Annotated in this window: 18 protein-coding genes and 1 pseudogene; 15 read left to right on the forward strand and 4 right to left on the reverse strand. The window is 69.9% G+C overall.

Annotated features, from left to right (window positions below; all coding sequences use genetic code 11):
- Window positions 1-9 precede the first annotated feature (9 nt).
- The 6 genes and pseudogenes from ilvC (at window position 10) to ABIA35_RS09855 (ending at window position 7,560) form a co-directional block, all read left to right on the forward strand.
- Entirely contained in the window at window positions 10-1,005 is a 996-nt protein-coding gene (gene ilvC / locus ABIA35_RS09830; RefSeq protein WP_370357610.1) for a ketol-acid reductoisomerase, read from the forward strand.
- Window positions 1,006-1,222: 217 nt separating this feature from the next.
- The gene (locus tag ABIA35_RS09835; RefSeq protein ID WP_370338160.1) at window positions 1,223-3,019 is read left to right on the forward strand and encodes an ABC transporter family substrate-binding protein; all 1,797 of its coding nucleotides are present in this window, start codon (window positions 1,223-1,225) and stop codon (window positions 3,017-3,019) included.
- 95 nt (window positions 3,020-3,114) lie between these two features.
- Complete coding sequence (locus ABIA35_RS09840; protein ID WP_370338162.1) at window positions 3,115-4,083, forward strand: ABC transporter permease; 969 nt, start codon at window positions 3,115-3,117, stop codon at window positions 4,081-4,083.
- Between the two features lie 131 nt (window positions 4,084-4,214).
- Window positions 4,215-5,144: an ABC transporter permease gene (locus ABIA35_RS09845; RefSeq protein WP_370338476.1), complete on the forward strand. Its 930-nt coding sequence runs from the start codon at window positions 4,215-4,217 to the stop codon at window positions 5,142-5,144.
- Window positions 5,141-6,187: pseudogene (locus ABIA35_RS09850) on the forward strand (ABC transporter ATP-binding protein); the annotation flags it as partial. The gene ABIA35_RS09845 and the pseudogene ABIA35_RS09850, both read left to right, overlap by 4 nt.
- A 281-nt stretch (window positions 6,188-6,468) precedes the next feature.
- On the forward strand, window positions 6,469-7,560 hold the full coding sequence (locus tag ABIA35_RS09855) for an ABC transporter ATP-binding protein (RefSeq protein ID WP_370338164.1): 1,092 nt from the start codon (window positions 6,469-6,471) through the stop codon (window positions 7,558-7,560).
- A gap of 84 nt (window positions 7,561-7,644) precedes the next feature.
- Here ABIA35_RS09855 and ABIA35_RS09860 read toward each other — a convergent pair whose 3' ends face one another.
- The 4 genes from ABIA35_RS09860 to ABIA35_RS09875 form a co-directional block, all read right to left on the reverse strand.
- Window positions 7,645-8,031 (reverse strand): PPOX class F420-dependent oxidoreductase, encoded by a 387-nt coding sequence (locus ABIA35_RS09860; RefSeq protein ID WP_370357611.1) that lies wholly within the window; start codon window positions 8,029-8,031, stop codon window positions 7,645-7,647.
- 40 nt (window positions 8,032-8,071) lie between these two features.
- A complete protein-coding gene (locus ABIA35_RS09865) occupies window positions 8,072-9,085 on the reverse strand; it encodes an adenosine deaminase (RefSeq protein ID WP_370357612.1) in 1,014 nt (337 codons plus the stop codon).
- A 105-nt stretch (window positions 9,086-9,190) separates the two neighbouring features.
- Entirely contained in the window at window positions 9,191-10,231 is a 1,041-nt protein-coding gene (locus ABIA35_RS09870; protein ID WP_370357613.1) for a DUF3533 domain-containing protein, read from the reverse strand.
- 95 nt (window positions 10,232-10,326) lie between these two features.
- On the reverse strand, window positions 10,327-10,932 hold the full coding sequence (locus ABIA35_RS09875) for a hypothetical protein (protein ID WP_370338172.1): 606 nt from the start codon (window positions 10,930-10,932) through the stop codon (window positions 10,327-10,329).
- A 242-nt stretch (window positions 10,933-11,174) separates the two neighbouring features.
- On the opposite strand from ABIA35_RS09875, the gene ABIA35_RS09880 reads away from it, so the two are divergent.
- The 9 genes from ABIA35_RS09880 to ABIA35_RS09920 all read left to right on the forward strand — a co-directional run bounded on the left by ABIA35_RS09880 (window position 11,175) and on the right by ABIA35_RS09920 (window position 20,539).
- Window positions 11,175-12,128: a DMT family transporter gene (locus tag ABIA35_RS09880; protein ID WP_370357614.1), complete on the forward strand. Its 954-nt coding sequence runs from the start codon at window positions 11,175-11,177 to the stop codon at window positions 12,126-12,128.
- Window positions 12,129-12,244: 116 nt separating this feature from the next.
- Window positions 12,245-13,210, forward strand: coding sequence for a CoA ester lyase (locus ABIA35_RS09885; RefSeq protein ID WP_370338176.1), 966 nt, complete (start codon window positions 12,245-12,247; stop codon window positions 13,208-13,210).
- Window positions 13,211-13,212: 2 nt separating this feature from the next.
- Window positions 13,213-14,406 carry an acyl-CoA dehydrogenase family protein gene (locus tag ABIA35_RS09890; protein ID WP_370338177.1) on the forward strand — a complete coding sequence of 398 codons (1,194 nt, stop codon included), beginning with the start codon at window positions 13,213-13,215 and terminating at the stop codon, window positions 14,404-14,406.
- A 123-nt stretch (window positions 14,407-14,529) separates the two neighbouring features.
- Entirely contained in the window at window positions 14,530-15,396 is an 867-nt protein-coding gene (locus tag ABIA35_RS09895; RefSeq protein WP_370338179.1) for an alpha/beta fold hydrolase, read from the forward strand.
- A 116-nt stretch (window positions 15,397-15,512) separates the two neighbouring features.
- Window positions 15,513-16,337 carry a hypothetical protein gene (locus ABIA35_RS09900; protein ID WP_370338181.1) on the forward strand — a complete coding sequence of 275 codons (825 nt, stop codon included), beginning with the start codon at window positions 15,513-15,515 and terminating at the stop codon, window positions 16,335-16,337.
- 314 nt (window positions 16,338-16,651) lie between these two features.
- On the forward strand, window positions 16,652-17,155 hold the full coding sequence (locus ABIA35_RS09905) for a MaoC family dehydratase (protein ID WP_370338183.1): 504 nt from the start codon (window positions 16,652-16,654) through the stop codon (window positions 17,153-17,155).
- Between the two features lie 127 nt (window positions 17,156-17,282).
- Window positions 17,283-17,915 carry a DUF6758 family protein gene (locus ABIA35_RS09910; RefSeq protein WP_370357615.1) on the forward strand — a complete coding sequence of 211 codons (633 nt, stop codon included), beginning with the start codon at window positions 17,283-17,285 and terminating at the stop codon, window positions 17,913-17,915.
- A 122-nt stretch (window positions 17,916-18,037) separates the two neighbouring features.
- Complete coding sequence (gene dxr, locus ABIA35_RS09915) at window positions 18,038-19,255, forward strand: 1-deoxy-D-xylulose-5-phosphate reductoisomerase (protein ID WP_370338187.1); 1,218 nt, start codon at window positions 18,038-18,040, stop codon at window positions 19,253-19,255.
- A 51-nt stretch (window positions 19,256-19,306) separates the two neighbouring features.
- Window positions 19,307-20,539 (forward strand): RIP metalloprotease, encoded by a 1,233-nt coding sequence (locus ABIA35_RS09920; RefSeq protein WP_370357616.1) that lies wholly within the window; start codon window positions 19,307-19,309, stop codon window positions 20,537-20,539.
- The last annotated feature ends 28 nt before the right edge of the window (window positions 20,540-20,567 follow it).

Raw genomic sequence — 20,567 nt, forward strand, 5'->3', positions numbered from 1 at the left:
GCGACCACCATGGCTGAGATGTACTACGACGACGACGCGGACCTGAGCATCATCCAGGGCCGCAGCGTCGCGGTCCTGGGTTACGGGTCCCAGGGCCACGCGCACGCGCTGTCCCTGCGGGACTCGGGCGTGGACGTGCGCGTGGGCCTGCACGAGGGGTCCAAGTCCCGCCAGGCCGCCGAGGAGGCCGGGCTGCGGGTCGTCACCCCGTTCGAGGCCTGTGAAGAGGCCGACGTGATCATGATCCTGGTGCCGGACCCGGTCCAGCGCAAGGTGTACGCCGAGGCCGTCGAGCCGAACCTGGCCGAGGGCGACGCGATCTTCTTCGGCCACGGCCTGAACATCCGCTACGGCCTGATCAAGCCGCCGGCCGGCATCGACGTCTGCATGGTCGCCCCCAAGGGCCCCGGCCACCTGGTGCGCCGGCAGTTCACCGACGGCCGCGGCGTGCCGTGTCTGATCGCGGTCGAGCAGGACGCCACCGGCAACGCCACGGAGCTGGCGCTGTCCTACGCCAAGGGCATCGGCGGCACCCGCGCCGGCGTCATCAAGACCACCTTCACCGAGGAGACCGAGACCGACCTGTTCGGTGAGCAGGCGGTCCTCTGCGGCGGTGCCGAGGCTCTGATCAAGGCGGGCTTCGAGACCCTGACCGAGGCCGGCTATCAGCCGGAGGTCGCCTACTTCGAGTGCCTGCACGAGCTCAAGCTCATCGTCGACCTGATGTACGAGGGCGGCCTGGAGAAGATGAACTGGTCGGTCTCCGAGACCGCTGAGTGGGGCGGCTACGTCACCGGCCCGCGCATCGTCAACGACCAGACCAAGGCGACGATGAAGCAGGTGCTCGCCGAGATCCAGGACGGCAGCTTCGCGAACAACTGGATCGCCGAGTACGACGCCGGCCTGCCGAACTACAAGAAGTACGTCGAGGCCGAGGCCGCGCACCCGATCACCGAGACCGGCAAGAAGCTCCGCTCGATGATGTCCTGGATCCGCGAGGACTGAGCCGCTGCCGGGGGTATCTGCATCCCCGGTGTGAAATTCGAAGGGCCGGCGCCGCACATCCGTGCGGCGCCGGTCCTTCGCGTTTCTACTTCCGCTTGATCACCACTCGTCACTCTTTTGGCAGTTTCACGCTGAACCTCCTGTTATGTCGGGAATAGAGTGGCGAATGCGCTCCAAGCAGCGCGTTCGCATCGTGTGTCCCGACAGGAGGAGAGAGATGGGCGTCAACAGGAGGACACTCGCGCTGCAGACCGGAGCTATCGCGGCGGCTGTGGTGCTGGCCGCCACCGCCTGTGGCAGCAGTAAGAGCGGCGGTGGAAGCACCAGCTCAGGCAACGGCACCGTCCAGGGTTCCAGCACCGCCGGCCGGAACACGGTGAACTCCGCGACGGTCAAGCAGGGCGGCAAGGTGACCTGGACCATCGAGAAGACCGTCGAGGCCTGGAACCCGCTGACATCCAGTGGCAACACGTTCGACTACGCCCAGACCACCAACGGGATCTACCCGGACGTCTACGTCCCGCAGCCGGACTACTCGCTGGTGCTGAACACCGACCTGATCGCGGGCGACCCGGTGGTCACCAACGCCACCGCGACCACCCCGCAGAAGATCGTCTACCAGATCCAGCCGAACGCGAAGTGGTCGGACGGCACCCCGGTCAGCGCCGACGACTTCATCTATCTGTGGCAGGCACAGAACGGCACCAACCCGAACGTCGACGTGGCCAGCACCACCGGCTACAGCGCGATCGAGTCGGTGGTCGGCAGCAACAACGGCAAGACGGTGACCGTCACCTTCAAGCAGAACCAGCCCTTCTCGGACTGGAAGAGCCTGTTCACCTCGCTCCTGCCCTCGCACATCGCCAAGCAGCACGGCGATGTCGCGGCCTCCTTCACCTGGCTGGACGCCAACCCGCCGACGGTCTCGGCCGGTCCGTTCGTGATCCCCTCCGGCGGCGTGTCGGCGGACAAGAGCCTGATCAAGGAGAACCGCAACACGGCGTACTACGGCAAGCCCTCGCCCCTGGACGAGATCGACTTCCGCGCCATCACGGACTCCGCGCAGGAGCCGACCGCGCTGGCCAACGGCGAGGTGGACGGGATCTACCCGCAGCCGCAGCTGGACCTGGTGAACCGGGTCTCCAGCATCAACGGCGTGAGCTACCACATCAACCAGGGCCTGGTCTGGGAGCACATCGACCTGAACCTGCGCAACAGCGCCTTGGGAGGTCCGCAGAACGTCGACCAGACGCAGCCGGCCAAGGTCGCGCTGCGGCAGGCGATGTTCACCGCCTTCGACCGGCTGGGCCTGCTCAACCGAACGGTCAAGCAGTTCGACAGCCAGGCGGCCGTGCTGAACAACCGCATGGTCGTGCCCGGTCAGCCCGGCTACCAGGACAACGTCTCGGCCATGTACCCCGAATCCGGGGACCTCGCCAAGGCCAAGCAGATCCTCACCTCGGCCGGCTACACCGGCGTGGGCTCCGCGCTGGCGCTCAACGGTAAGGCGGTGCCGGCGTTCAACATGCGCTACACCGTCGGCAACGCCATCCGCCAGGACACCTGCAACCTGTTCGCCCAGACGATGAAGCAGCTCGGGATCACCGTCAACGTCAGCTCCACCGACAACCTGGGCAAGACCCTGACCCAGTCCGACGCCCAGCACACGTACGACATCATCGTCTTCGCCTGGGTGGACACGCCGTTCCCGAACTCGGCCAACCAGCCCATCTACACCACGGCCGTGCAGGGCACCCCGATGAGCAACTACGGGTACTACAGCAACGCGAACGTGGACAAGTGGCTGGCCGACGCGACCGTCAACCCCAACGAGACGGCGCGTGAGAGCGACCTGAACCAGGCCGACGCGCAGGTCACCAAGGACGCGTACACGCTCCCGCTGTACCAGAAGCCGACCATGATCGCGTACAAGAACACCCTGGGCAACGTGCGCGACAACCCGACCCAGATCGGCCCGACGTACAACGTCGGCGAGTGGGGCCTGAAGTCCTAGCGGTCGCTCCGGCCGGACCCGCTCGCCCGCGGATCCGGCCGGTACCAGGTGAGAAGGCCCGGTCCCGTCCGCCCGACACGTAAGCAGGCCCGAAGATGCTCGCCTTCACGATCCGCCGCATCCTGGTGTCGATCCCGATCCTGATCCTGTCCACCTTCCTGGTCTTCCTGCTGGTCGCCTGGGGCGCCGACCCCCTGGCCGACTTCAAGGCCAAGAACCCGCCGCCCTCCGCCCAGGAGGTCGCGGCGCGCGAGGCGGCGCTCGGACTGAACCACGGGCTGCTGGTCCAGTACTGGAACTGGATCCGGAACCTGGTGGTCCACCAGGACTTCGGCCCCTCGGTGCAGGGGGCGGCCTTCAACATCAACTCCGAGCTGGGCCGCCGGACCTGGGTCACCTTCCGGCTGGTGATCTGCGCGATCATCATCGCGCTGGTCCTGGCGGTGATCGTCGGCGTCATCTCGGCGACGAGGCAGTACAGCGTCACCGACTACGTCGCGACCCTGATCGGCTTCTTCTTCCTGTCGCTGCCGGTGTTCTGGTTCGCGATCCTGCTCAAGATCTGGGCCACCGACATCAACAACGCGACCGGCACCAACATCAAGACGCTGGGGCCGCCCGGCGGGGAGTGGGGAGGGATCGGGAACTGGGCCGGCTACCTGGTGCTGCCGACCATCACCCTGGCGCTGGTCTCCTACGCCACCTGGGCCCGGTTCCAGCGGGCCTCGATGCTCGACGTGCTCAACAGCGACTACATGCGGCTGGCCCGGGCCAAGGGGCTGTCCCCGCGCCGGGTCATGGTCCGCCACGGCCTGCGCACCGCGCTGATCCCGATGACCACGCAGGTGACGCTGGACGTCGCGGCGATCATGGGCGGCACGGTGATCACCGAGCAGATCTTCCAGTGGCAGGGGCTGGGCACGATGTTCCTCAACGGCATCCGGACCCAGGACACCAACGCGGTGCTGGCGTGGCTGCTGATCGCGGCGACCCTGGTGATCGTCTTCAACCTGGTCGCGGACATCCTCTACGCGGTCCTCGACCCCCGCATCCGGCTGGCATAGGAGGGAAGGCCATGAACGAGAACCTCCCGCCCCGGGACGCCAACGACGAGCCGGGCGAACCGGATCTGGGACCCACCCCGGGCGGCCGGGGCGCCGAGTTCCTCGGCGAGCAGGGCCAGCAGCCCGGGCTGATGATAGACGCCGTCACCACCGGCGGCGAGGACATCGTCTCGGCGCGCGAGCCGGTCGACTCCGAGTTCGGGGTGCAGCAGCGCAGCCAGTGGCAGCTGGTGCTGCGCCGGTTCCGGCAGCACAAGCTGGCGCTGGCCTCCCTGGTGGTGTTGTTCCTGGTCTTCCTGTTCGCCTTCCTCGGGCCGGTGATCTGGCACTACGGACCGAACGACTTCACCAACGACTTCTCGGTGGCGCCCTCCCTGAAGCACCCGTTCGGCACCGACTCCAACGGCGCCGACCACATGGCGCAGGTGATGGCCGGCACCCAGCTGTCGATGAAGATCGCCTTCGTGGTGGCGGTCGGGGCCTCGGTCGTCGGCTCGATCTACGGCGCGGTCTCCGGCTTCTACCGGGGCGTCACCGACAGTCTGATGATGCGCCTGGTCGACCTGTTCCTGACCATCCCGGCCCTGGCCGTCGGCGCCCTGCTGGGCAAGAAGTTCGGCAACAACTGGGTGCTGCTGGCCCTGGTCCTGGCCGGCCTGCTGTGGACCGGCTCGGCGCGTGTGGTGCGCAGCCAGGTGCTCTCCATCCGCGAGAAGGAGTTCGTCGAGGCGGCGCGGGCGCTGGGCGCCACCGACAAGCGGATCATCTTCCGGCACATCATCCCGAACGTGGCCGGCCCGATCATCGTGCTGTTCACGCTGCTGGTGGCCACCGCGGTGCTGACCGAGACGGCGCTGAGCTACCTGGGCTTCGGCGTCCAGTTCCCCGACATCTCGCTGGGCTCGCTGATCACCGCCGGGGAGACGGCGGCCACCGGCGGGCGGGGCTGGCTGTTCTACTTCCCGGGCCTGTTCATCATCCTGATCGCGCTGACCGTGAACTTCATCGGCGACGGCCTGCGCGACGCCCTCGACCCGACCCAGACGAAGGTCCGCGCATGAGTTCTGAGTTCCCGGCGCCGACCCCGGGCGTCCCCGCCCCCGAGCAGGAGACGGTCCTGGCCATCGAGGACCTGACCGTCACCTTCCCCAGCGACGCCGGTCCCGTGAAGGCGGTCCGCGGCGTGTCCTACGACCTGCACTCCGGCGAGGTGCTGGGCATCGTCGGCGAGTCCGGCTCCGGCAAGTCGGTGTCCTCGATGGCGGTCATGGGCCTGCTGCCCAAAACCGCGAGGATCACCGGTTCGGTGCGCTTCAAGGGCCGGGAGCTGCTGGGCCTGTCCGAGAAGGAGATGACCGCGGTCCGGGGTAAGAAGATCGCGATGATCTTCCAGGACCCGATGACCTCGCTGAACCCGGTCTACAAGATCGGCTGGCAGCTGGCCGAGGCGGTGCTGGCGCACAACGACGTCTCCAAGGAGGTGGCGCGCAAGCGTGCGCTGGAGCTGCTGGAGATCGTCGGCATCCCCTCGCCGGACAAGCGGATCGACCAGTACCCGCACGAGTTCTCCGGCGGCATGCGCCAGCGCGTGGTGATCGCCATCGCGATGGCCAACGACCCGGACGTGATCATCGCCGACGAGCCGACGACCGCGCTGGACGTGACGGTGCAGGCCCAGGTTCTGGAGGCGCTGCGCGCGGCGCAGAAGGAGACCGGCGCCGCCATGGTGCTGATCACCCACGACCTCGGCGTGGTCGCCGGCCAGGCCGACCGGGTCCTGGTGATGTACGCCGGCAAGCCGGTGGAGATCGGCCCCATCGACGGGATCTACCACCACCCGCGCATGCCGTACACCGTGGGCCTGCTGGGCTCCCTGCCGCGCCTGGACCAGCGCACCCAGGAGAAGCTGACCCCGATCCCGGGCACCCCGCCCTCGGTGGTGAACCTGCCGCCGGGCTGCCCCTTCGCCCCGCGCTGCCCGCTGCGGACCGACATCTGCCTGGAGACCGAGCCGGCTCTGCTCCCGGCCCTGGGCGCCGACCACGAGGCCGCGTGCCACCACTCGGATCTGCTGGCGGTCGAGGGTGCGATGGACATCTTCAGCACCGACCCGAACGCGGTGCCGGGGGAGGGCCCCGACGGAGGCGCCAATGGGGGCGCGAACGGGAGCGCGAACGGAGGTCCGGGTGTGAGTCCGGACGCGGGCCGGAGCACCAGCCCGAACACCACGCCGACCACCGGTTCGGACACCACCCCGACCACCGGCTCGGACACCGGCCCGACCACCGGCCCGACCACCGGCCCGAGCACCGGCCCGACCACCGGCCCGGAAGCAGGCCCGGAAGCAGGCCCGACAGGCCCGCAGAACGAGAACGGAGCCGCGCAGTGAGCACGTCCTCCACGTCCCCGGCGGCCGCCAGGGCCTCCGCGACCGCCGCCGCGCCGCTGCTGACGGTGCAGAACCTGGTCAAGGAGTTCCCGATCCGCTCCTCCGGGCTGATCCGCAAGCAGGTCGGCGTGGTGCAGGCGGTCTCGGACATCTCCTTCGAGATCGGCGCCGGGGAGACCCTGGGCCTGGTCGGCGAGTCCGGCTGCGGCAAGTCCACGACCTCCCGCGCGGTCCTGCACCTGCAGCCGGCCACCAGCGGCAAGGTGGTGTTCGACGGCGTGGACCTGACCACCGCCGGCAAGAACGAGCTGCGCCGCCTGCGCCGCGACATGCAGCTGGTCTTCCAGGACCCGTTCGCCTCGCTGGACCCGCGCATCACGGTCAACGAGATCATCGCCGAACCGCTGCGCATCCACGGCCTGTACGGCGACAAGGCCGCGGGCCGCAAGAAGGTCAACGACCTGATGGCGACCGTGGGGCTCAAGCCCGAGCACGGCAACCGCTACCCGCACGAGTTCTCCGGCGGCCAGCGCCAGCGCATCGGCATCGCCCGGGCCCTGGCGCTGCGGCCCAAGCTGCTGGTGCTCGACGAGCCGGTGTCGGCGCTGGACGTCTCCATCCAGGCCGGTGTGATCAACCTGCTGGAGGAGCTGCAGGACGAGCTGCACCTGGCCTACCTGTTCGTGGCCCACGACCTGTCGGTGGTCCGCCACATCGCCGACCGGGTGGCCGTGATGTACCTGGGCAAGATCGTCGAGCTCGGCCCCCGCGACCAGCTCTTCGAGCACCCGCAGCACCCGTACACACAGGCGCTGATCTCGGCGATCCCGATCCCCGACCCGCGCCGCGAGCGGACCCGGCAGCGCATCCTGCTGCAGGGCGACGTCCCGTCACCGGCGAACCCGCCGTCCGGCTGCCGCTTCCGGACCCGGTGCCCGAAGTTCCTGACGCTGACCCCGGAACAGCAGCGCAAGTGCATCGACGAGGAGCCGCTGCTGGTCGGCCGCGGCCCCGGCGGGATGGCGACCAGCGAGGACGCGGTGCACAAGGCGGCCTGCCATTACGCGGAGTCCGTGCAGTTGCTCTGAGCGGCCAGACGCACAAGAGGCCCGGTCCGGCGAGCGCACGCCGGACCGGGCCTCTTGCCTCTTGCCTATCGGGGGACCTGCTGCCTACTGAATGATCTTCGTCGGCCGCACGCCGATCTTGACCCGGTACTGTGCGTCGTCCGGGGTGACCGCGGCCCCGTCGTACCACTCCGACAGGATCTGGAACATCGTGGCCTCGGGGTCGTCCTCGATCGTCTCCACCACGCCGCGGACTTCCAGGTAGCCGTACTTGTCGTCGGGGTCGATCATCGAGATCGCGACCCGCGGCTCGTGCGCGATGTTCTTGAACTTCTGGCGCCGGTTGGTGTGGGTGAACCAGATCAGCTCACCGTCCCACTTGAACCACATCGGGTTCACCTGCGGCGCCCCGTCGGGGCGGACCGTGGCCAGGTTGACCAGGACCGGCTTCTCCAGGAGCGCGAGGGCTTCGGCGGGGATCTCAATCGTCATGCGTTGTCCCAACTAGTCGTACGGGTGTTGCCATTCCCGATCATCGCGCCTGGGCGGCGTACGCGTCGATCTCGGCGGCCAGCGCGCGCTTGCCCCCGGCGTCCAGGAACGAGGACTGGACGGCGTTCTTGGCCAGCTCGGCGACGCCGCGCTCGTCCAGGCCCAGCAGCTTGGCGGCGACCTCGTACTCGCGGTTGAGCTCGGTCCCGAACATCGGCGGGTCGTCGCTGTTGACCGTGACCACCAGGCCGGCGTCGACCATCTGCCGGATCGGGTGCTGGTCCAGGTCCTTCACCACGCCGGTGGCGATGTTGGAGGTCGGGCAGACCTCGATCGGGATCCGGTGCTCGCCGAGGTGGTCGACCAGTTCCGGGTCCTGGACCAGCGAGGTGCCGTGCCCGATCCGCTCGGCCTTCAGGTGCCGCAGCGCGTCCCAGACCGTCTCGGGCCCGGTGGACTCCCCGGCGTGCGGCACGCTGTGCAGGCCCAGCGCCAGCGCCCGCTCGAAGTACGGCGCGAACTGCGGCCGCGGCACCCCGATCTCCGGCCCGCCGAGCCCGAACCCGACCAGCGACTCCGGCTGCCGGGCCTCGATCAGCGCCACTGTGGCCTCGGCGGCCTCGAGCCCGGACTCGCCGGGGATGTCGAAGACCCACTTGAGGGTCAGCCCGAAGTCGCGCTGTGCCAGGACCCGCGCGTCCTCGATCGCCTCCAGGTACGCCATCCCGTCGATCCCGCGGCGTATGTGCGAGCTCGGCGTGCAGGTCAGCTCCGCGTACCGGATGTTCTGGGCGGCCATGTCCCGCGCCACCCCGTAGGTCAGGTCCCTGATGTCCTCGGGGGTCCGGATCAGGTCCACCACGTTCAGGTACAGATCGACGAAGTGCCGGAAGTCGGTGAAGGTGAAGTATTCGGCCAGCCGCTCCGGATCGGCCGGGACGTCGGTCGCGCCCTCGTAGCGGGCCGCGAGGTCGGCGACGACGCGCGGCGAGGCCGATCCGACGTGGTGGACATGGAGCTCGGCCTTGGGCAGGCCCTGGATGAAGTCGCGCATGGCCGCGATTCTGCCCCACGCCGCGGGCGTTGGCCCGCTCCGCAGGTCAGGGGGTCGCGGCCGGTGGCTTCAGTGTTCCGCCCGGTGCTTGCCTCAGCGCTCCGCTCAATGCTCGCTCATCCGCAGGATGGGGTTGTCCCGGCCCGCTCCGGCGACCGAGAGCACCAGGCCGATCGCGGCGTAGGCGACGAACACCCAGATCGCCGTCCCCAGCCCCTGCGAGTGGAAGTAGGCGACCCCGCGCACCGCGTTGGTCCCCTGGAAGTTCGGCAGCCACGGCCCGATCACCCGCCAGAACGCCGGGAGCATGTTCCGGGGCCAGGGCCCGGCGCCGGACGGGTTGCCGAGGATCACGAACAGGCCGATCACGATGCCGGTGCCGACCAGCCCGAGGAAGGTCTGCAGACCGTTGGCGAAGACCGACACGCAGAAGACGACGAGCATGCCGATCAGCGCCTGGGTCCACCACGCGCCGCCGAGGAAGCCCATGATCGTGTGCACGATCAGCGTCCCGCCGATGCCGCCGAGCACGCTGTAGGCGGCCAGCATCCCGATGCGCTCCAGGGCCAGCCGGGGCGTCGCGCTCTGCATCCCGCCCATCAGGCCGACCAGCGTCGAGGCCAGGTAGCCGCCGACGGTCCAGGCGATGACCAGGTAGAACGGGACCAGCCCTTCGTCGTCGCCGCGGTGCGGCGGCAGGACGTCCTTCACCTGGAGCGTGTGCTGCTGCGACTGCGCGGCCCGGGTGAACGCGAGGGTCAGCGCCTGCGGCGCCGCCGGGCCGATGGCCGTGGTCACCAGCAGCTGGTCGGTGGTGCCGACGGCCGCCGGGAGGTAGGCGCCGAGCACGCTGCGGTGGTGGATCGCGTTCGCCGCGGTCTCCGGGCTGGCCTGCGGCTTGAAGGTGAACAGCGGACCGGACTCGTCAGCCGTCTTCTGCAGCTGTTGGACCACCTGCGGCGGCGCCACGACGCCGACGGGCATGCGGTGCGGAGGCTGCGGGGCGTGCAGCGCGCCGGTGTAGGAGACGACGAACGCCAGCTGCATGAGCAGGGCCATGAAGACGAAGAAGCCGATCCGCAGCTTGCGCCCGCGCTCGCGTTGGTCGAGGTCGGCGTTGGCGGCTGCGAGGGCGGCACGGTTCATGCCCGGTCCGGTACCCGGCGGTTCGCGCGCGGATGCCGGGATTCTGCCGAACGGGTGGTCGAGGCCGGTCGGCGGGGGCTACCGCCGGCCGCCCGTCACTTCTTCTTGGTGGCCTTGGCCTTCTCCTGCTTGGCCTTCTCCTGCTCGCGCGGCAGCCCGCCGATCATCTTCGGCATCCGGCCGAGCGTGGTGGCCGGCGTCGGCAGCGGACGCGCCGCCCCCGATCCGCCGTCAGGCGCCACGGCACCGCCCAGCGGCCGCATCCGCAGGATCGCCGACTCCGCGGCCCACCGCTGCTGGTACTGGTCGCCCTCGGAGAGGTTCAGGCGCTCGGCGTGCAGCGCCTCGGCGGCCGCGCCCCACTCGGGCGTGCCCGGCACCACCAGCTCGACCTGGCTCAGGAAGCTGATCAGCCGCCCGCCCTGGTCCTTGCTCCGCATGGCGATCTCCACCACGCGCCCCGGCACCGCCCACAGCGGCAGCGGCTGCTCGGCCCCGCCGGCGACGACGGTGACCGCACCGTCGTGCCACACATGCCAGACCGCCTGCGGCCCGCCCGGCCGCCCGGCGCCGGCCTTCGCGGACAGGCCCGCCGGACTCAGCCACACCAGCCCGGACTTCTTGGCGGCCTCCTCGATCAGGGCGGCGTCGAAGTCGGGCTCGGGCACCCAGGGGGTCTGGTCGGTGGTCTTCTCCGGCATGGCCGTAGCGTCTCACACCTTGCACGGCGCGATGGGGCTCTGGACGCGCTTCGGGAGCGCGCATCGCGCCCGCCCGCCGGCCGTTGCCCGTACCAGTCGCGCGACCGCCGCCGTCCGTCCTCCGTGCCTCGCATGCCCGCATTCTGAGCATCGCCCGGACCCCCTTGCGCCCCCGGATACCCTGATTCCGCCGATAGGAGCACCATCCGCGATAGGGGCTTACACGTGACCGGGATCCGCAGGTGACCGCCGACAGCGCCGCGACCGTGCCGGCGGCGGTGCCGCCCGTCCCGCTGCGTGTCTCGGCCGTCCACCGGCCGCCGAAAGCCGATGTGGCCGTGCTCGGGGTCGCTGTCACCGCGGTGGGGACCTCCGGGCCGCTGATCGCCGCCACCGCGGCTCCCGCCATGGCCATCGCCTTCTGGCGCAACGCGATAGCCACCGCGGTCTTCGCGCCCTATGTGCTGCTGCGCGCGAATCTGCGGGCTGAGCTGCGGGGTCTCGGGCGCCGGACCACCATGCTCGCCATCGTCTCCGGCCTCATTCTCGGGGCGCACTTCGCGACCTGGACGCCGTCGGCGAAGCTGTCTTCGGTGGCGTCGGCGACGGCCTTCGCCGCGACGCAGCCGATCTTCGCCGCGATCGTCGCCCGCATCCTGGGGCACCATGTGCCCAGGCGCGCGTTTGCCGGGATCGGGGTGGCGTTCGCCGGGGTGATCGTGCTGTCGGGGGTGGACTTCCACGCCTCGTTCCGGGCGTTCGAGGGCGATCTGCTGGCGCTGACCGCCGCTGCGTTCGCCGCGGTCTACATGACCATCGGCGGGGAGGTGCGGAAGACCGCCTCGCTGCCGACCTACGCCTTTCTTTGTTACGGCGCGGCGTCGGTTTTCCTGATCGGTGCCGCCGGGGTGACCGGGTCCGGGCTCGTCGGGTTCAGCGGCAACGCGTGGGTGAAGATCCTGGCGCTCACCCTTCTGGCGCAGTTCCTCGGGCACACGCTTTTCAACCGGGTCGTGAAGACCACCAGCGCGACCGTCATCTCGACGTCGATCCTGCTGGAAGTCCCCATGGCGGCGGTGATCGCCGCCATATTCCTGCACCAGATCCCCTCTGTGTGGGCGATCCCCGGGGCGGTGCTGATTCTGGGCGGGCTGCTGCTCGTGGTGACGGCGAACCGGGGGCAGGACACGCACTGACCGCTATAAAGCGGCCCCGGGAAGTGGCGCGCGTCATGATGACGCCCTAGGTGACCCGCCAGTAACGTGACGGCTGTATCAAGCGGTCCGTACCCACCCCGGGAGGGAACCCACCCATGTCCGAGTCCGCTCGCCCGCAGCGCCCGCGCCGTTCGTGTCTGGCCGTCCCCGGCTCCAACCCGCGCTTCCTGGAGAAGGCGCAGGGGCTGCCGGCCGACCAGGTGTTCCTGGACTTGGAGGACGCCTGCGCCCCGCTGGCCAAGCCGGAGGCCCGGCACACGATCGTGAAGTTCCTCAATGAGGGGGACTGGACCGGCAAGGCGCGGGTCGTGCGCGTCAACGACTGGACCACCGAGTGGACCTATCGCGACGTGGTCACCGTGGTCGAGGGCGCCGGCCCGAACCTGGACGCCATCATGCTGCCCAAGGTGCAGAACGCGGCCCAGGTACAGGCGCTGGACCTGCTGCTCACGCAGATCGAGAAGACGATGGGCTTCGAGGTCGGCAAGATCGGCATCGAGGCGCAGATCGAGAACGCCGCCGGCCTGGTGAACGTCGACGAGATCGCGGCGGCCAGCCCGCGCCTGGAGACCATCATCTTCGGCCCGGCCGACTTCATGGCCAGCATCAACATGAAGTCGCTGGTCGTCGGCGCGCTGATCCCCGGCTATCCGGCCGACCCGTACCACTACATCCTCATGCGCATCCTGATGGCCGCGCGCATGCACAACCTGCAGGCGATCGACGGCCCCTTCCTGCAGATCCGCGACGTGGACGCCTTCCGCGAGGTCGCCAACCGCTCGGCCGCGCTCGGCTTCGACGGCAAGTGGGTCCTGCACCCCGGCCAGGTCGAGGCGGCCAACGAGATCTACTCGCCGTCGCAGGAGGACTACGACCACGCCGAGCTGATCCTGGACGCCTACGACTACTGCACGTCCGAGGCCGGCGGGAAGAAGGGCTCGGCGATGCTGGGCGACGAGATGATCGACGAGGCCTCGCGCAAGATGGCCCTGGTCATCGCCGGCAAGGGCCGCGCCGCCGGGATGAGCCGCACCACTTCCTTTGAGATCCCGGAGGCCTGACGATGGGGCGCTTGGCGCAGACCGAGGGCCTGACCGACATCCAGGAGGAGATCCTGGCGACGGTCCGCACCTTCGTGGACAAGGAGATCATCCCGGTCGCCAACGACCTGGAGCACGCCGACGAGTACCCGACGCAGATCGTCGAGGGCATGAAGGAGATGGGCCTGTTCGGGCTCATGATCCCCGAGGAGTACGGCGGCCTCGGCGAGTCGCTGCTGACGTACGCGCTGGTGGTCGAGGAGATCGCGCGCGGCTGGATGTCGGTGTCCGGGATCCTGAACACCCACTTCATCGTGGCCTACATGATCAAGCAGCACGGCACCGACGAGCAGAAGCAGCATTTCCTGCCCCGGATGGCCGAGGGCGAGGTCCGGGCGGCGTTCTCGATGTCGGAGCCCGCGCTGGGTTCGGACGTCGCGGCGATCACCACCAAGGGCGTGCCGGAAGGCGATGACTACGTCATCAACGGCCAGAAGATGTGGCTGACCAACGGCGGCTCCTCCACCCTGGTCGCCCTGCTGGCCCGCACCGACCTCGGCGAGGCGGCGGCGCACAAGAACCTCACCACCTTCCTGGTGGAGAAGCCGGCCGGCTTCGGCGAGGTGGCGCCGGGCCTGACCGTCCCGGGCAAGATCGCCAAGATGGGCTACAAGGGCGTCGACACCACCGAACTGGTCCTGTCCGACTACCGCATCCCGGCGAACCGCATCCTCGGCGGCACCCCGGGCAAGGGCTTCGCGCACATGATGGACGGCGTCGAGGTCGGCCGGGTCAACGTCGCCGCCCGCGCCTGCGGCATCGCGGTCCGCGCCTTCGAGCTCGGCGCCGCCTACGCCCAGCAGCGCACCACCTTCGGCAAGCCCATCGCCCAGCACCAGGCCATCCAGTTCAAGCTGGCCGAGATGGGCGTCAAGGTCGAGGCCGCGCACGCGATGATGGTGCGCGCCGCGAAGGTCAAGGACGCCGGCCGCCGCAACGACCTCGAGGCCGGGATGGCGAAGTACCTCGCCGCCGAGTACTGCAAGGAGGTCGTCGAGGACTCCTTCCGGATCCACGGCGGCTACGGGTACTCCAAGGAGTACGAGATCGAGCGGCTGTACCGCGAGGCGCCGATGCTGCTGATCGGCGAGGGCACCGCCGAGATCCAGAAGATGATCATCGGGCGGCGTCTTCTCGAGGACTACAAGGCCAAGTAAGGCCAACTAGGGATCTGCTTCGGCAGAGCTCTCGTTTTCCCCGGCGCCCGGCTTCCTCCAGGAAGGCCGGGCGCTTCGGTGTTTCGGCCGGTTTGCGTGGGATCATGGCCGGATGGAGGCGCGGTGAGGTTCGTCGATGATCGCGGCACGCTGCTGCACGTCGTCCGGGACGGCGAGAACGGGCCCGTGGTGCTGTTCGTCCAGGGCCTGGCCGGCGCCTGGTTCGAGTGGGACCCGGTGGTGCCGATGCTGGCCGGGGACCACCGGCTGGTGCGCTTCGACCGGCCGGGACTGGGATGGTCGCAGCAGGAGTACGGCGATGACGGCCGGCCGGCGCCGCAGACCCTGGTCGGCGAGGCCGAGCGGCTGGGCCGGGTCCTGGACGCGGTCGGCGTCGGGCCCGGGGAGAAGGTCTTCGTGGTCGCGCACTCCTACGGGGCCTTCCACGCCGAGGCCTTCGCACGCCTGCATCCCGAGCGGATCGCCGGGGTGGTCTTCGTCGACGCCAGCTCCGAGCCGGACGTCACCCCGGCACCCGAAGGTCCCGGGCGGGTCCTCGGCCAGGCCCTCGTACGCGGGACCCGGATGCTCGGGCTGAACCAGGTGCTCGGCCCGGCGGTGCGGCGGCTGGTGTACCAGGCCGCGAGCACGACGCACCGGGATCCGGACCGGGAACTCGGGCGCGCGGTCTACCGGTCCAGCCGGGTCGCGGCGGCGGTCGTGAACGAGCTGTCGTCGTACCGGCCGAGTGCGGTGGAGTTGCTTGAGCTGCGCTGCGAGCGGCCCTTCCCGGAGGTCCTGGTCCAGGTGCTGGTGGGGGCGGCGGGGGCGTCAGGGGACGGACACGCGCAGCGCTGGGTCGAACGCCAGCGCGATTTCGCGGGGTTGTTTCCGGGGGCCGAAGTCGTAGAGTTACCCGATGCCAAACACCTGATCGCCGCGGACCGGCCGGACGCCGTCGCCACCGCCGTGCGCTCGCTGGGTTTTTGAGTGGTCGCTCCCGCTGCGGGGCCGGGTTACGGCAGGATGGTGCCTTGAGGCGGTTGAAGAGCGCGAACGTATAGGGCGGGAAGTAAACAGTGGCGACTTACTACGTCATAGCGAGGATGGACGGGACACGCTTCGTGGGGCCGGACCACCACAAGGTCGACCTCTGCGACGCCCTCGAGCGGGGCGTCACCACGTTCATCCCCTCGACGTGGCAGGACCACGACCCGTTGTCCGTCGACGACGACGAGGCCTCGCCGAAGTCCGAGGTCCCGGTCGGCCTGCTGGTCTACCCCGACCCGGCGCAGGCGGGCCTGGGCATCGCCGACGACATGACGCTCTCGCTGGGCATCGACGGCGGCTTCCGCCTGTTCCAGCTCCAGGCGGTCCCGGCGCCCGAGCACTACACGCCCTCCAGCGCGATCGGCGCCAAGGCCATCGTCACCCGCGAGTTCCTGGTCGTGGCCGAGGTCCCGGGCTGGTGGGCCTACGGCCCGCACGGCCGCCACGTCAACGGCCTGATCACCGCGGTCTCCAACCTGGAGCGCCAGCAGGTGGACCAGATAGGGGTCGGCCTGGAGCGCCCGGACGTGATCTTCGAGGTGGACCGCCGCGAGGTCCTGGACGCCGCAGACCTGGAGCTCCTCCGCCACGACCGCGTCGGCGCCGCCCGCGTGGCCCGCGGCTACGCCCGCGCCGCGACCTACCGCGCCTGGGACCGCGACGCCGGCCTGTCCCGCGCCGCCTCGCTGATCGGCGACCTGGCGCACGCCACGGTGGTCGGCGACGTGCTGAGCGAGGAGCACCTCGCGCTGCTGCTGAAGAAGCTCACGCCGCACATCTCCGAGGTGATGCCGGCCGGGGAGATCGAGGCCTACGGGTCGGTGGCCGACGAGGCCGACGAGGCCGGGTATGTCGACGGCGACGGCGACGTAGAGGACTGAGGCTGGGGGCTGAGGCCGAGGGCTTGGGCCGGTTGCGCGGTCTCGGCGCGGCGGGTTGAGCCAGTCGCCGGGCTTCTGCGCCTCAGCCACATCGGCGGTCTGGGTCTCGGCGGTCTGGTCTCGGCTGCCGGCGGACAGCCGAACGGCGATGGTGAGCACGGGCATCCCATCAGGCCGGGTGGCCGCGTCGAGAACGTGGCGGACCTCACCGCCCGGCGTACTACTGGCGAGTAGCCCTCTGCGCGAAGATGACGGGGACAGCGGCAGCGCCGACCGGCGGGGACCGGCGGCGACCAGGCGGAAGGGATCCCTGCATGCAGTTCGGCCGGTATTTCGAGGAGTTCGAGGTCGGCGCGGTGTACAAGCACTGGCCGGGCAAGACGGTCACCGAGTACGACGACCACCTGTTCTGCCTGATCACCATGAACCACCACCCGCTCCACATGGACGCGAACTACGCCGAGGAGACGACCGACTTCAAGCGCAACGTCGTCGTCGGCAACTACATCTACTCGCTGCTGCTGGGCATGTCCGTGGCCGACGTGTCGGGCAAGGCGATCGCGAACCTGGAAGTGGAGTCGCTGCGGCACATCGCGCCGACCTTCCACGGCGACACCATCTACGGCGAGACCGAGGTCCTGGACAAGACCGAGTCCAAGTCCAAGGACGACCGCGGCATCGTGTACGTCCAGACCAAGGGCTACAAGCAGGACGGCACCGTGGTCTGCGTCTTCCGTCGCAAGGTGATGGTTCCCAAGCGCTCGTACGGCGAGGCCCGGGGCGGCGAGCAGCCCGGCCGCCCGACTCCGGCGGCGTAGCCGGAGCCGCCGACGGGTAGGTGAGGGGCGCGCGCCCGAAACCGCGCCCCATCACCGGCCCGCCCCGCCCGCCATCCGGGTGACGGGGCTTGACGGACCGGCGCCGACGAGAGGACCGTCAGTCTCTATGAAGGCCGAGCCCAGCTGCCCACGCTGTGGGAGCCGGGTGCGCGCCCCCGGGCTGCTGTCCACGGCCTGGCAGTGCGACCTGCACGGCGCGATCCACCCGCTCCAGCCGGTGCAGCCCCCCACCGTGAAGGAACTGGCCGAGACGGCCGCCAACAGCCAGGTCCCGGTGTGGATGCCCTGGCCGCTGCCGACCGGCTGGGAGTTCACCGGCGTCGCCTACGCCGGCGACGAGGCCGGGGCCCGCGCGACCGCGGTGGCCTGCGCCGGTCCCAACCCGTTCGGCGGTATCGGGGAACTGGTGCTGATCGCCGAGGAGATGGGCGTCGGCCTCGGCGCCTGCTTCGCCGGCCTGGACGGCTTCGACCCGGGCCGCACCTTCGAGCAGACGGCCGCGCACGCCAAGCTCTACGCCGCGGGCCGCTCCACCTCCATGTGGTGCGTCCCGGACACCGGCGACCGCGCGGTGTTCCTCGGCGAGGCCGGCGGCCTGTGGCTGTGGGCCGTCCTGTGGCCGCACGACGCGGCCCACCTCATGTACGACGACCTGGTGCTCACCGACCTGCGCGACGCCGGCACCGAGATCGACTGGATACCGGTCGGCGGCCTGTCGGCGCGCCTGATGGAGATGTAGCGGCCCTGATGTGCGCGGGAGCCGCGGCCTGTCCGCGGTTCCTCCCTGAAAGAGCACATCGGTGTGAACCTCGTGTGACCGTCGGCCCGGACCTGCCCGCCGCCGACGAGGGGTAAGCCAGAATGGCCGACGTGACCCACACCGTGCGCGACATCATCCTTCTCGGCTCGACCGGCTCCATCGGCACCCAGACCCTGGATCTGGTCGCCCGCAATCCCGACCGGTTCCGCGTCGTCGGTCTGGCGGCCGGCGGCGGGAACCCGGAGCTGCTCGCCGAGCAGGCGCTGGCCACCGGCGCGCGCACAGTGGCGGTGGCCAAGGCCAGTGCCGCGCAGGACCTGAACCTCGCCTTCTACGCCGCGGCCCAGAAGCGCGGCTACTCCGCCGGCGAGTTCCAGATCCCTGAGATCCTCGCCGGTCCCGACGCCGCGACCGAACTGGCCGCCCGCGAGTGCGACATCGTCCTGAACGCCATCGACGGCGCCGCCGGCCTGAAGGCCACTCTGGCCGCGCTGGAGTCCGGGCGGACTCTCGCGCTGGCGAACAAGGAGTCGCTGATCATCGGCGGCGACCTGGTGGCCCGGCTGGCCAAGCCCGGCCAGATCGTCCCGGTCGACTCCGAGCACTCGGCGCTGGCGCAGGCGCTGCGCGGCGGCCGGCCCGAGGAGGTCGACAAGCTCATCGTCACCGCCTCCGGCGGCCCGTTCCGCGGCCGGACCCGGGCCGAGATGGCCGACGTGTCGCCGGAGGCGGCGATGAAGCACCCGACCTGGAACATGGGCCCGCTGGTCACCTGCAACTCCGCGACCCTGGTGAACAAGGGCCTGGAGGTGATCGAGGCGCACCTGTTGTTCGACATCCCCTTCGAGCGGATCGAGGTCGTGGTGCACCCGCAGTCCATCGTGCACTCGATGGTGCAGTTCGTGGACGGCTCGACCCTGGCCCAGGCCTCCCCGCCGGACATGCGCCTGCCGATCGCCCTGGCGCTGGGCTGGCCGGACCGGATCCCCGACGCCGCCCCGGCCTTGGACTGGACGAAGGCTTCCACCTGGGAGTTCTTCCCTCTGGACAACGAGGCTTTCCCCTCGGTCGGGCTGGCCAAGCAGGTCGGCGCAACCGGCGGGACCGCCCCGGCCGTCTTCAACGGTGCCAATGAGGAGTGTGTGGCGGCATTCCTCGCCGGCCGCCTCCGCTTTCCGGCGATCGTCGATACCATCGAACGGGTGGTCGCCGAACACTCCGGTTCAGGGCGCTCTCAGGGTGGGGACCTTACTCTGGAGGCGGTTCTCGAGGCGGATTCCTGGGCGCGTGCGCGGGCACGCGAACTGACGGCCGGCTGAGGAGACGACACGCGCCGACCGGCACCCGTGCCGACAACGTTAGGTGGATAAGTGGGCCCGCTAGGCATCATCCTGTTCGCCCTCGCGCTCATCGCATCGATCATGCTGCACGAGGCCGGGCACATGGTGTGCGCGCGCAAGGCCGGCGGCAAGGTGACCGAGTTCTTCGTCGGGTTCGGGCCGCGGCTCTGGTCGTTCCGCAAGGGCGAGACCGAGTACGGCGTCAAGGCGATCCCGGCCGGCGGCTACGTCAAGATCATCGGGATGACGGACCTGGAGCCGATCGACCCGCAGGACGAGCCGCGGGCCTTCTACCGCAAGCCGCTGGGCTGGCGGCTGCTGACGCTGTCGGCCGGCTCGCTCGTGCACTTCATGATCGCCCTGGTGCTGCTCCTGATCGTCCCGCTGACCTGGGGCGTGGCCACCCGGGACCTGTCCGGGAACGTCGGGACCGTCACCCGGTGCCTGAAGACGACGGCCGGGGACTGCGCCGCCGGCGACGCCAAGAGCCCGGCCCTGGCCGCCGGTCTGCAGAGCGGCGACAAGATCGTCGCGGTGAACAACGTGCCGACCCACAGCTGGACCGACGTCACCGACCAGCTGCACAAGGGCGAGCCCTCGCTGGGCAGCGACAACAAGCCGACCAGCGCCCCGGTGCCGGTGAACGTCACCTATGTGCGCGACGGCCAGCAGCACACGACCACGATCACCCCGCAGGTCGGCAACGTCTCGGCCGACCCCAAGCAGGTCCAGCTCGGCCTGATGATCGGGATCCAGGCCCCGCCGGAGATCACCAAGCACCCCGGCCCGGTCGACGCTGTGGGCAACGGCTTCAGCGCCTTCGGCTCCTACGCCAAGGGCTCGGTCACCGGCCTGGTCGACATCCCGGCCTCGATCCCCAAGCTGTTCCAGGCGGCCACGAACACCAACCAGCCGCGCTCGGCGGACGCCCCGGTCGGCGTGGTCGGCATGGCCAGCCTGACCGGCAGCGTGATCAAGGACGGCGGCTACGCCAGCTTCCTGCAGTACATCGCGAGCATCAACCTGTTCATCGGCATCTTCAACCTGCTGCCGCTGCTGCCCCTGGACGGCGGGCACATCGCGATCGCGCTGTACGAGGCCGGCCGCCGCAAGGTCGCCAAGCTGGTCGGCCGGCCGGACCCGGGCCGCGTGGACCTGAACAAGCTGATGCCGGCCGCGTTCACCTTCCTGGTGCTGTTCGTCGGCCTGTCGCTGCTGCTGATGGCCGCCGACATCACCAACCCGCTGCGCTTCCCGAGCTGATCCGACCTTCCCGAGCCGCCCGGTGCCA

Origin of the sequence: Catenulispora sp. MAP12-49, assembly GCF_041262705.1 — a bacterium.
Taxonomy (GTDB): domain Bacteria; phylum Actinomycetota; class Actinomycetes; order Streptomycetales; family Catenulisporaceae; genus Catenulispora.